We start from the raw sequence: 11855 nt of genomic DNA on the forward strand, positions 1-11855 counted from the left end.
CCTCGATGACCTGTACTGATCTACTTTCGTAGACTGTCCGGTACATCACAATCCCCCCGCTCACCCGCCCACGGTGAGAGGACGACCCACGCCTCGGGAGGCGAGCATGGGAACCCGTCGCACCTCACTGCCGGGAGTCGGCACGCAGTACGACTTCACCACCGACGAAGGACGCCATATCTCGGTCGTGGTCCACCACGACGGCAGGCGCTTCCTCGGCTTCTACGACGCCGACGACCCCGACGCCTGCCGGCTGGAGGTCCCGCTCTCCTCGGACGAGGCCACCGCGCTGGCGCATCTGATCGACCCGGCCCCGATCGACGCCGTACGCACCGACGGGATCGACCTCGTCACCGAGCACATCCCGGTCGGCGCCCGCTCCCCGTACGCGGGACTGCTCCTCGCCGAGACCCAGGCGCGCACCCGCACCGGGGCCTCGATCGTCGCCGTGCTCCGCCGCACCGCCGCACACCCGTCGCCCGGACCGGACTTCCGCTTCGCCATCGGGGACACCCTGGTCGCCGTCGGCACCCGAGAGGGCGTAGACGCCCTCGCCGAGATCATCGCCGGAGGCTGACTGTGCACGAGACCACCGCGCTGCTGATCGAACTCGGCGCGATCATCCTCGCCCTGGGCCTGATAGGCCGCTTCGCCGGACGCGTCGGCCTCTCCCCCATCCCGCTCTATCTCCTGGTGGGCCTCGCGTTCGGGACCGGCGGGCTGCTGCCGCTCAGCGCCAGCGAGGACTTCGTCGCCGTGGGCGCGGAGATCGGCGTGATTCTGCTGCTGCTTCTGCTGGGCCTGGAGTACAGCGCCTCCGAACTCGTCGACAGCCTCAAGACGCAGTATCCGTCCGGCGCGGTCGACTTCGTGCTCAACGCGCTGCCCGGCGCGGCGGCGGCCCTGCTGCTGGGCTGGGGGCCGGTGGCGGCGGTCGCGCTGGCAGGCGTGACCTGGATCTCCTCATCCGGCGTCATCGCGAAGGTCCTCACCGATCTGGGACGGCTGGGCAACCGGGAGACCCCGGTGGTCCTCGGCATCCTGGTGATGGAAGACCTGGCGATGGCGGTCTATCTGCCGCTGCTCACCGCGCTGCTGGCGGGCGTGGGCCTCGCGGGCGGCAGCATCACCCTCCTCATCGCGCTGGGCGCGGTCGGCATCGTGCTCTATCTCGCGCTGCGACACGGGCGGCTGATCAGCCGGGCCGTCTCCTCCGACAACCCCGAGATGCTGCTGCTGGTGGTGCTGGGGCTGACCCTGCTGGTCGCGGGCATCGCCCAGGAGCTCCAGGTGTCGGCGGCGGTGGGCGCGTTCCTGGTCGGCATCGCCCTCTCGGGCGAGGTCGCCGAGGGCGCGCGCAAGCTGCTCACCCCGCTGCGGGATCTGTTCGCCGCGGTGTTCTTCGTCTTCTTCGGTCTGTCGACGGACCCGACCGCGATCCCGCCGGTGCTGCTGCCCGCGCTGCTGCTCGCGATCGTCACGGTGGTCACCAAGGTGCTCACCGGCTGGTACGCGGCACGGCGCGCGGGCATCGGTCCGCGCGGCAGACTGCGGGCGGGCGGCGCGCTGGTGGCGCGCGGCGAGTTCTCGATCGTGATCGCGGGCCTCGCCGTCGGCACCGAGCCGAAGATCGGCCCGATCGCCACGGCGTATGTGCTGATCCTGGTCATCCTGGGGCCGCTGGCGGCGCGCTGGACGGAGCCGCTGGTCGGGCGGCTGCTGCCCGGCGTCATGGGGGGCGCCCGCCCCAAGGTGACGCCCGGCGGCAAGGGCGCGGGGCACGAGAAGTCGCCCGGCGGCGAGGGTGCGGGGCCCGGGGCATCGCCCGGCGGCCTCCCTTCGGCGCCGCCGTCCACGGCCGCGGGCACGGTGACGCCCTCGTCCAGCGGGCACGGGCCCGGCTAGCGGACCGCCAACCGAGAGGGGCGGGCGGAGGGTTCTCTCCCCCTGCCCGCCCTTCCCGGCGGCGGAATCACGGCGGCCGGAGCGGAGTTGCCCGGATGTCCGGCCCGTACGCCGCCGCGCACGGGCCGGTCCGGTGGGCGACCGCCCCGCCGCCCGTGAGCCCGGAGAGACCTCATGTCCCACCCGTACGATTCCTTCCGGTTTCTGCCCGGAGCGCCCCGCTCCCCCGTGATCCTGCATGTCCCGCACTCCTCGCGGACGATTCCGCCCGCCGTCCGCGAGGGCATCGTGCTGGACGACGACGCCCTGGAGCGGGAGCTGGACCACATCACGGACTCCCATACCGACCGGCTGGCCGAGGCCGCGGCGGACGCCTCGGCGCTCACCCCATGGCGGTTCGTCAACGGGCTCTCGCGGCTGGTCGTGGACCCGGAGCGGTTCCCCGACGAGCGCGAGGAGATGCTGTCGGCGGGCATGGGCGCGGTGTATACGAGGACCACGCACCGCGAGCCGCTGCGCCCGGCGGGCGTCGACCCCCGGCCGCTGATCGACCGGTACTTCACCCCGTACGCACGGGCCATGACGGCCGCCGTGGCGGACCGGCTCGCGGCTGCCGGACGGGCGGTGATCATCGATGTGCACTCGTATCCGACCGAGCGGCTGCCGTACGAGCTGCACGGCGACGGTCCCCGCCCGCCGGTCTGCCTGGGCACCGACGCCTTTCACACCCCGCCCGCGCTGACCGCCGCGGCCCGGACGGCGTTCGCGGGCTTCGGCGGCACCGGGACGGACAGTCCGTTCGCCGGCGCCTATGTGCCGCTGGAGTTCTACGGCAGGGATCCGCGGGTGAGCGCTCTGATGGTGGAGATCCGCCGGGACGGCTACATGCGGGAGCCGGGCGGACCGGCGGGCCCGGGACTCACAGCGCTCGCGGACGCCTTGGCGGGCCTGGTGGATGTGGTCTCCCGGAGCTGAGAGCCGCCGCTGTCCGGGCCTCCCGGAACCGAAAGCCCGGGGCCGGAAAGCCCCGGGCCGGGGGGTGCGCCCTGCTCAACGGGGCGGGGGCGGCAGGAAACCGGTGCGGACGTACGACTCCACGTAGAGCGCGAAGAGCCGCCCGTCCACCTCCGGGCAGTCGATCCCGCTCCCCCGCAGCGCCTCCCGGGTGCTCGTCGCGTCGAAGGCGGTTCCCCCGCCGGAACGGGCCGTCGTGTCACCGGCCGCGCCGGACGGCAGCAGCGAGAGCAGCGGGAACGCCGTGTTGGCCGGATCGCCCTCGACGGCCCGCCGCCAGTCGGCGAGCGGTACGTCGTCGATGCCGTAGCCGAGGGCGCGCAGCCAGTCGACCGCCCTGGCCAGCGGGATACGGCGGTCGGCGGACAGATGGAAGGTGCGGGACGCCGTCCCGGGCGTACGGGAGAGCGCGACCACCGCCCTGCTGACATAGTCGACGGGGACCAGATCGAAGCTCTCCGCCAGATCCACGGGGGCGAGACCGGCCTCGACGCATCCTCTGAGCAGCAGCCAGAAGTAGTCGGAGGTCTGGCACAGCCCGCTGTCGGACGCTCCGCAGATCCGCGAGGGGCGGTAGACCGACACCGGGAGTCCGCGTTCCCGCGCCCGCTCCAGCAGCACTTCGGCCGCCCATTTGCTCTGCGCGTACCCGTTGCGCAGCCGGTCCGCCGGGGGCAGCGGGTCCTCCGGGCGGATGGGCCCGGCGGGCGCCGTCCCGCAGGAGTGGACCCCGACGGTGGAGATGTGGTGCAGGGGAACCGTGCGGTGCAGCGCCGCGAGCCGCAGCACCTCCGCCGTGCCGCGCACATTGCTCATGCGCAGCTGCTCGTAGGAGTACGCGAGATGAACCGCCGCACCCGAGTGGTAGACGGCGTCGACGCGGCGCGCGAGTCCGTCGAAGACAGGGGCCGGGAGGCCCAGCCCCTCCTGTGCCAGATCCCCGGGGACGGCCCGGATGCGCTCCGGGAAGCTCTCGTCATTGAGTCCGTACGCGTCGAGCGCGGCGCGCAGCCGCTTGGTCCCGGTCGCGGTGTCACAGGCGCGGACGAGACAGTGGACGGTGGCGTCGGTGGTACGGAGCAGCTCATGGAGGAGGAAGACGCCGAGGAACCCGGTGGCACCGGTGAGCAGCAGCTGTTCCCCTCGGCCGGATGACCGGTCGGATGACAGGCTGGACGACAGGCCGGCGGATCGCCCGGCGAAGGGCGCCGCCACGATCGACGGGTGCGGCTCGGTGTCGCCCAGCAGATCCGGCGCGGCGGGCCGGTGCCCGGCGTCCTCCGCCAGCGCGGCCATCCGGCTGACGGTGGGCGCGGCGAAGAAGCATCCGAGGCTCAGCCTGACGCCCCACTCCTCGTACACCCTCAGCAGCAGCCGCACGACGAGCAGGGAGTCCCCGCCCAGCGAGAAGAAGTCGTCGTCCACCCCGACCCGGCGGACTCCCAGCACCTCTCTCCAGAGCTCCGCCATCCGGTGCTCCGACGCGGTGCGCGCGTGAGCCGGCCCCTCCTCCGGTGCGTCCGGTGCGTCCGGCGCCGAGAGCGCGGCGCGGTCCACCTTTCCGCTGGGGGTGAGCGGAAAGCCGGGCACCGCCGTGATCAGGGCCGGGATCAACGGTCCCGGCAGCAGCTCCCGCAGTGCCCGGCGCAGCTGTCCGGCGTCCGGGGCGGCGGGGCCCGCGGGGATGTAGTGGGCGAGCAGCCGGGATCGGTGCGGCTGCGGGGCGTCGGCCGTCACCACCGCGTCGGCGACTCCGGGCACGGCTTTGACGGCGGACTCGATCTCGCCGAGCTCGACCCGATAGCCGCGGATCTTGACCTGTTCGTCGCGGCGGCCATGGAATTCGATCGTGCCGTCGGGGAGGAATCTGCCCATGTCGCCGCTGCGGTACAGCCGGGCGGGGCCCGGCGCGAACGGGCCCGGTACGAACGGGCCCGGTACGAACGGGTCCGGTACGAATTTCCGCCGGGTGAGGTCGGGCCGTCCGTGGTAGCCGGGGGCGACGCTTTCGCCGCCGATGCAGATCTCCCCCACCGCTCCGGGGGGCACCGGGGTCAGCCGGTCGTCGAGGATATGGATGCTCGCGCCCGGCACCGGGCGTCCGACCGGGGCCCGGTCCGGCCAGCGGACGGGAGGTCCGGTGAGCCGTCCGGCGGTGACGACATGCGTCTCGGAGGGCCCGTACTGGTTGTCGAGGACGGCGGTGCTGTGCTCCGTGAAGAAGCGCCGGATGGCGGGGGTGATGTAGAGCTGCTCTCCGGCGCTGACGACCTCGCGCAGCGCCGGAAGACGCCGCCGGGCACCGTCGACGGCCGCGTACTCGGCGATCTGCTGGAGCGCCACATAGGGCAGGAAGAGCCGCTCGATCCTCCGGTCCGCGATGAGGGCGAGCAGCCGTGCGGGGTCGCGCCGCACCGGTTCCGGCACCAGGACGAGCGTGCCGCCGCAGGCCCAGGTGGTGAAGAGCTCCTGGAACGCCACATCGAAGCTCAGCGGGGCGAACTGCGCGGTCCTGTGGGTGCCGTGGCCCAGCAGCGCGGACCGGCGGACCTGCCAGTCGGTGAGGACGGCGAGCGCCCGGTGCGGCATCGGCACGCCTTTGGGCCGGCCGGTGGAGCCGGAGGTGTAGACCATATACGCGGGGTCCTCGCGGCCCACGGGGACGGCGGCGGCGGGCGGGCCGGCCGGTGGGCCAGCCGATGGGGTGTCCGATGGGTCGGCCATGAGCAGCACGGCGGCTTCCGCCGTGTCCACGCTCCCGCCGGCGAGGGTCCGGCGGTCCGTCAGCACCGCTCCCGCACCGCTGTCGCGGAGCATGAAGGCGATCCGGTCCGCCGGATAGCCGGGATCGAGGGGCACGCAGCAGCCGCCCGCCTTGAGCACGCCGAGCACGGCGACCGGCAGCCGGAGGGAGCGCTCCAGCAGCACGGCGACCCTGCCGCGCCCGTGCCCGCCCGCGGTGAGCCGTGCGGCGACCGCGTCGGACGCGGCGTCGAGCGCCGCGAACGTCAGCCGCTCATCGCCGTATTCGACGGCGGTGGCGTCCGGGGTGCGCCGGGCGGCCCGGACGAACGCCTCGTGGGCGAGGGGCGCCCCGGGGGTGGGGGCCGGGCCGTGGGCCCATACGCCGGTGACCCGCTCGCGGTCGTCCCGGGTCAGTACGGCCAGGTCCGCGACCGCCGCGTCCGGGCGGGTCACGGCGGAGTCCAGCAGGGTGCGGAAGCGTTCGGCCAGCAGCCGGGCGGTGGCGGGGTCGAAGAGATCCGCGGCGTACTCCAGCCGGCCCCGGAACATGCCGTTCTCGGGCCGGAGGTGGAGGAGCACGTCGAACTTCGCCGTTCCGTCGTGGGGGTGGAGGCGTTCGGCGCGCACCCCCGGCAGCGAGAGTCCCGGGGCCTGTCCGTCGTCCACGGTCAGCACTACCTGGAAGAGCGGCGTCCGGGCGCGGGTGGGCCGTACTCCGGCCTCGGCGACCAGCCGGGTGTACGGCATGTCCCGGTGCGTCTTGACCGACCGGACAGTCTGCCGGACCTCCGCCACCAGCTCCCGGAAGGACTGTCCGGGCTCCAGCCGGAGGCGCAGGGGCAGCACTTCGGCGAGGCACGCGATCAGGGGTTCCGTATCGATCCCGTCGCGCCGGGAGACGGGGGTGCCGAGGACGACGTCGTTCCCCTCGCCGTGCCGGGCGATCAGCGCGGTGACGGCGGCGGCGAGCACGGCGAACGGGGTGGTTCTCAGCTCCCGGCAGAGGAGGTACAGCCGGTCGGTGAGCTCGCGGTCCACGGTGAAGTCGGCGATTCCGCCGCGTGGGCCGAGGGTGTACGGGCGCGGCCGGTCGAGGGGGAAGGTGGACTCCAGGGGCGGCTCCGCGAGAGCGCGTCTCCAGTACGCCGCGGTCTCGGGCCGGGGCGTCCGGCCGGCCCGCTGGGCGCGTGCGTACGGCCCGGGCTGGAGCGGTATCGGGGGCGGTGCGGGGACGCTCTCCCCGATCGCCGCCCGGTAGCCGGCGCTGAACTCCTCGTCGAGCAGATGCAGGGACCAGCCGTCGACGGCCGCGTGGTGGACGGCGACGGCGAGGACCGCGTCCCCTTCTCCGATTTCCCCGGCTTCCCCGGCTTCCCCGATTTCCCCGACTTCCAGGAGGGTCGCGCGGAGCAGGGGCGGCCGGTCCAGCGGCAGCGGGCCCGACACGGCCTCCCGTACCGCCGTGTGCAGTTCCCCTGCGGTCACCCGCCGTCTGATGAGCGGGACGGGCAGGGCCGGCAGCACCTCCTGGCACGGCTGTCCGTCCTTCAGACGGAGCCGGGTGCGCAGCGACTCGTGCCGCTGGACGACGCCGGAGAGCGCGGCCTCGACCGCGGGAACGTCGAGGGGGCCGCGCAGCCGGTGCGCCCAGGACTCCACGTACCGTGAGACTCCTTCCCCCAGTTCGTCGTTGAGCCAGATCGCCTCCTGTTCGTACGACATCGGATGGGTCACCGGCGGGAGGTTCGGATTCCCGGCTTGGCCGAGCGCCATCACAGACTCCTGTTCGCGGGGACGGGCGGGGTCGTCAGCAGCGCCGACAGGGCCGCCTGGTCCACCTTGCCGTTGGGGGTGAGGGGGAAGGCGGGCTGCCGGGAGAGGAAGTGGGGTACGAGGTAGTGGGGCAGGACCTCGGTCAGCGCGCGGCGCAGCGCGGCCGGGGTGAGGTCCCGGCGTCCGGGGGCTCCGGCCGGTTCGATCGATTCGACCGGTTCGACCGTGTAGAAGAGGGCCAGCCGGGCGCCGCCGCCGTTCTCGTCGGGCAGGGCCGCGACGGCGCACTCCCGTACGCCGGGGATCCTCCGGCAGACCGTCTCGATCTCCTGCGGCTCGACCCGGTGGCCGGCTATCTTCACCTGCCGGTCGCCGCGGCCACGGAAGTGGAGTACTCCGTTCTGGTCGAGCAGACCGCGGTCGCCGGTGCGGTAGACCCGGGTGTCCGCGCCACCGACGCGCACGGTGGGGAACTTCTCCGCGGTGAGCCGCGGGTCGCCCAGATACTCCAGTGCCAGTCCCTGGCCGGAGACGCAGATCTCGCCCACCGTGCCGGGCGGGGCGGGCCGGTCTCCGGACAGGATGTGTACTCCGGTGGCGGAGACGGCGGTGCCGAGGGGCACTCCGCCGGGCGTGGCGCACTCCGCGGCGCCGACGGGCTGGGTGGAGACGAAGACACAGCTCTCGACCGGTCCGTAGCAGTTGGTCAGGGCGAGCCGGGGGTGGGCCGTCAGACAGCGTCGGACATGCGGGAGCGACATGCGCTCGCCTCCGGTGAGCACGGTCCGCAGCCCCCGGAAGCAGTCCAGGTCCTCATCGACCAGGAGGTTGAAGAGGGATGTGGTCAGAAAGACCGCGTCGGCCCCCCGTGCGCTGATCAGCCGCCGCAGCTCCGCGGGCAGCAGGAAGTCTCCGTCGGCCATCGCGCAGCGGCCTCCGGTGATCAGCGGTCCCCATGTCTCCAGGGAGAAGGCGTCCCAGGAGACCGGCGCGGCCTGGACCATGGTCCGGCCGGGGCCCGTCCAGGCGGTGGCGTCGGGGGCGAGCCGGGTGGTCGCCCGGTGCGGTGAGACGACGGCTTTGGGCACGCCCGAGGTACCCGAGGTGAAGAACACGGCGGCCGGAGCGTCGCCGGTGAGCTCGGGCGGCGCGGGGCGGGGGCAGCGCCGCGCCGTCCACCGGGGCCCTTCGGCCGGCGGAGCCCACGAGGGAACGAGATCGCCGGGCACGGTCTCCCGGGTGATGAACAGCGGCGGCTTCAGCGTCTCCAGGACGCTTCGGATCCGTTCCGGGGGCCAGCGGTGGTCCAGGGCCGCGTACCCGGCGCCGCTTTTGAGCACTCCGAGCAGCACGGCCACCAGCTGGGCCGATCTCGGCAGCAGGACCGGCAGCAGATCGCCGGGCCCGGCCCCGAGGTACTGGAGTTCCGCCGCGCAGGCGTCGGCGGCGGCGTCGAGTTCCGCGTAGCTGACCCGCTCATGGCGGGTGACCACGGCGATCGCGTCGGGCGTGGCCGCGGCCTGCCGGGCGACCGCTCCATGGATCAGTGACGGGTCGTTCATCCGGCTGCCACCAGGGCGACCACGGTGTCGGCGAACGCGCCGATGCTGTCGCTGTCGAGCAGGAATTCGGGGGCGACCTTCACCCCGGTCTCCTTCTCCACCCGGACGCAGACGCGCATCGCCTGGAGGGAGGACCCTCCGAAGGCGTGGAAACTGTCGACGGCCGCCACGGGCCCGGCCCGCAGCACGTCCTCGACGACACGGATCACCCAGATCTTTCCGTCCAGTCGGGTGGATTCTTCGAACATCGGATTCATCACCGCTTCTTCCCGCACGAGGCGCTCGCCGGATCACGCGTTCCGGGGAGGGGTATTTATCTGATGTACGAGCGACTCCGCCGGGCCGTTCAGCGATCTGTACGGGGTCCATGGACATGGCCGGTCCCTGTGACGTGGTCCGAAAACGTCCGTAACGCTCGCCGCGAGGCCGCCGCCGGCGGCGGAAGAAGGTCTTCCGCCGCCGGTCGGTGGCACCGCCGGGCGCGGCGCGGATCGGCGGCGGCACCGCCCGGTCCGCGCCGCGCCGCACCCGAGCTCACAGCGAAGTGAGCGGCTCCGCCTGGTAGGCCCGGTGCAGCAGCTCCAGGAAGGACGGCGCGGCGGGCAGGGCCGTGGAGCCGATCCGGTGCACCGCCACACCCGGCGTCCAGGAGTTCATGACCACGGCCCCGGCCAGCTCCGGCAGATCGGCGGGCGTGATCTCCCGGTCGTACTGGGGAACGCCGAGGCGCTCCAACTGGCGGCGGACGACGCCCATCGTGGTGCCGCCCAGCATCTCGGCCACGGGCCACACCACCGCGTCGCCGTCCCAGAAGGCCAGATTCCAGATGGACGCCTCGCTGAACCGGCCCCGGCGGTCGAGGAAGGCGGCGTCGTCGAAGCCCCGCTCGACGGCCTGGCGGAGGTAGTACGTCTTGGCCACCTCGCCGACGTGCTTCACGGCCGGGAGGACCCGTTCGTACTCGACCGTCGCCAGGGACAGCGGGCCCTCGGGGCCGGACGCGGCGGGTCCGGTGCGGACCAGCATCTCGGGCTCCGCGTCGGGACCGGCCACGGTGAACTCACCGGCCGGCGAGTACACCGTGGCGGTCAGCGAGAGGTCGGCGGGACCGGCCTCCAGCGCCGTCCGCAGAAAGGACCGCACCCGGTCGTCGGGCAGGGCCCGGCCGAACAGCTCGACCGAGGCGGACCGCAGCCGCTCCAGATGGAGATCGAGGCCGCGGACCCGGCCGTCGCGCACCTGTATGGCGGTGAAGTGGGCATAGCCCGCGAAGGCGAGCGGGGCCAGCTCCCCGGCGGTCGCCGCCCGGCCGTTCCGCTCGGTGACGGTGTGCGCGGGCGGTGCTTCGGCGGTCGGCGCGGCGTGGGCGTCGGCGGTCGGCGCGGCGTAGGCGTCGGCGGTGCTCATCGGCATCTCTCCCGGATCGTGGTCACGTTCCCCGCCGGAATCCCGGCGGGGAGCCTGAAACGATCATGCCGCAGCGGGGCGTGATCTCCACGCCCGTCGTACCGCGTACGGCCGGTGATCTCCGGCTGCGGCCGGGGGGGGCGGCCCGGTGGGCGTACGGCCGGGTCGTCCCGAAGGCCGGTCGACGAGCGGCCGACGGGTGGCCGAACAGCGCGCCGGGCGCATGGTGTGCCGGGCGCGCATGCGTGCCGGGCGCATGGCATGCCGAAGGTCCGGCCGTCCGGCTCGGGTGAGCCGGGCGACCGGACCGTGAACGGGCCCGTCCGAGGACGTCATGCGTACGGCGCGGACGCCGTCACGGCCGCGTGGTCTCCCCCGCGAGCTTCTTGAGCGTGACGTTGAGCTCCAGGACATTGACCCGGGGCTCCCCGATGAATCCGAGGATCCGGCCGCTGGTGTGGTCCTTCACCAGTCCCCGCACCCGCTCCACCGGGAGCTCGTTCCGCTCGGCGACCCGGTGGATCTGGAGTTCGGCGTACGCGGGCGAGATATGCGGGTCGAGGCCGGAGCCGGACGAGGTGACCGCGTCGGCGGGCACATCCGACGGCTTGACCCGGTGGCCCGCGGTGGAGTTGTCCTTCACCACCGCCGCCTTGGCGTCCTTCACCCACTGGATCAGCTCGGTGTTGTTTCCGGCGCGGTTGGTGGCCCCGGAGAGGATCAGCGAGTACTGGGTGTTGACGCTGTTGCTGCCCAGGCCGTTGGAGGGGCGCGGCTGGAACCACTTGAGGTCCGGCCTCGGAGCCTCGTCCGGGTCGTCGGGGTTCATCTTCGGCAGCAGATAGGACTGGCCGATGAGGGAGGAGCCGACCACCTTGCCGTCGGCCTCTATCTCCGACCCGTTGGCCTTGCCGGGGAAGAGGCCCTGGGCGACGCCGGTCACGGCGAGCGGGTAGAGGAGCCCGCAGACGACGGTCAGGACGAGGAGGGCCCGCAGCGCCGCCGCGATCAGCCGTCCCGAATTGCGTACAGAGGTGTTCATGTCGTCACCCGATGCCAGGGATGGAGGAGATGATCAGGTCGAGGAGTTTGATGCCGATGAACGGGGCGACCAGTCCGCCCAGTCCGTAGATCCCGAGGTTGCGCCGGAGCATCCGGTCCGCGCTGGTCGGCCGGTACCGCACGCCCTTGAGGGCCAGCGGCACCAGCGCGATGATGATCAGCGCGTTGAAGACGACGGCGGAGAGGATCGCCGACTCGGGCGAGGACAACTGCATGATGTTCAGCTTGTCCAGGCCGGGATAGGCGACCGCGAACATGGCCGGGATGATGGCGAAGTACTTCGCCACGTCGTTGGCGATGGAGAAGGTCGTGAGGGCGCCCCGGGTGATGAGGAGCTGCTTGCCGATCTCGACGATCTCGATGAGCTTGGTCGGGTTGGAGTCGAGG

General features: G+C 72.9%; 8 protein-coding genes and 1 pseudogene. 3 read left to right on the plus strand and 6 right to left on the minus strand.

Features of this window, described 5'->3' with window-relative positions; genetic code table 11:
• Positions 1-106: 106 nt before the first annotated feature.
• The 3 genes from FF041_RS37430 (at position 107) to FF041_RS37440 (ending at position 2880) form a co-directional block, all read left to right on the plus strand.
• Positions 107-577, plus strand: a complete 471-nt coding sequence (locus FF041_RS37430; protein WP_153483958.1) for a cation:proton antiporter regulatory subunit — start codon at positions 107-109, stop codon at positions 575-577.
• Positions 578-579: 2 nt separating this feature from the next.
• Entirely contained in the window at positions 580-1905 is a 1326-nt protein-coding gene (locus tag FF041_RS37435) for a cation:proton antiporter (RefSeq protein ID WP_323393725.1), read from the plus strand.
• A 174-nt stretch (positions 1906-2079) separates the two neighbouring features.
• Complete coding sequence (locus FF041_RS37440) at positions 2080-2880, plus strand: N-formylglutamate amidohydrolase (protein WP_153527255.1); 801 nt, start codon at positions 2080-2082, stop codon at positions 2878-2880.
• 75 nt (positions 2881-2955) lie between these two features.
• Here FF041_RS37440 and FF041_RS37445 read toward each other — a convergent pair whose 3' ends face one another.
• The 6 genes and pseudogenes from FF041_RS37445 to FF041_RS39960 all read right to left on the minus strand — a co-directional run.
• Positions 2956-7437 (minus strand): non-ribosomal peptide synthetase, encoded by a 4482-nt coding sequence (locus FF041_RS37445; protein ID WP_153527256.1) that lies wholly within the window; start codon positions 7435-7437, stop codon positions 2956-2958.
• On the minus strand, positions 7437-8999 hold the full coding sequence (locus tag FF041_RS37450) for an AMP-binding protein (protein WP_153527257.1): 1563 nt from the start codon (positions 8997-8999) through the stop codon (positions 7437-7439). The genes FF041_RS37445 and FF041_RS37450 overlap by 1 nt, the downstream gene beginning before the upstream one ends.
• Positions 8996-9247: an acyl carrier protein gene (locus FF041_RS37455; RefSeq protein ID WP_194292384.1), complete on the minus strand. Its 252-nt coding sequence runs from the start codon at positions 9245-9247 to the stop codon at positions 8996-8998. The genes FF041_RS37450 and FF041_RS37455 overlap by 4 nt, the downstream gene beginning before the upstream one ends.
• A 286-nt stretch (positions 9248-9533) precedes the next feature.
• Positions 9534-10406 carry an aminotransferase class IV family protein gene (locus FF041_RS37460; RefSeq protein ID WP_194292385.1) on the minus strand — a complete coding sequence of 291 codons (873 nt, stop codon included), beginning with the start codon at positions 10404-10406 and terminating at the stop codon, positions 9534-9536.
• A gap of 355 nt (positions 10407-10761) precedes the next feature.
• On the minus strand, positions 10762-11448 hold the full coding sequence (locus tag FF041_RS37465; protein ID WP_153527261.1) for a potassium-transporting ATPase subunit C: 687 nt from the start codon (positions 11446-11448) through the stop codon (positions 10762-10764).
• A gap of 4 nt (positions 11449-11452) precedes the next feature.
• Positions 11453-11855, minus strand: a pseudogene (locus FF041_RS39960) (potassium-transporting ATPase subunit B); the annotation flags it as partial.

Origin of the sequence: Streptomyces jumonjinensis, from assembly GCF_009600885.1 — a bacterium.
GTDB classification, from domain to species: Bacteria; Actinomycetota; Actinomycetes; order Streptomycetales; family Streptomycetaceae; genus Streptomyces; species Streptomyces jumonjinensis.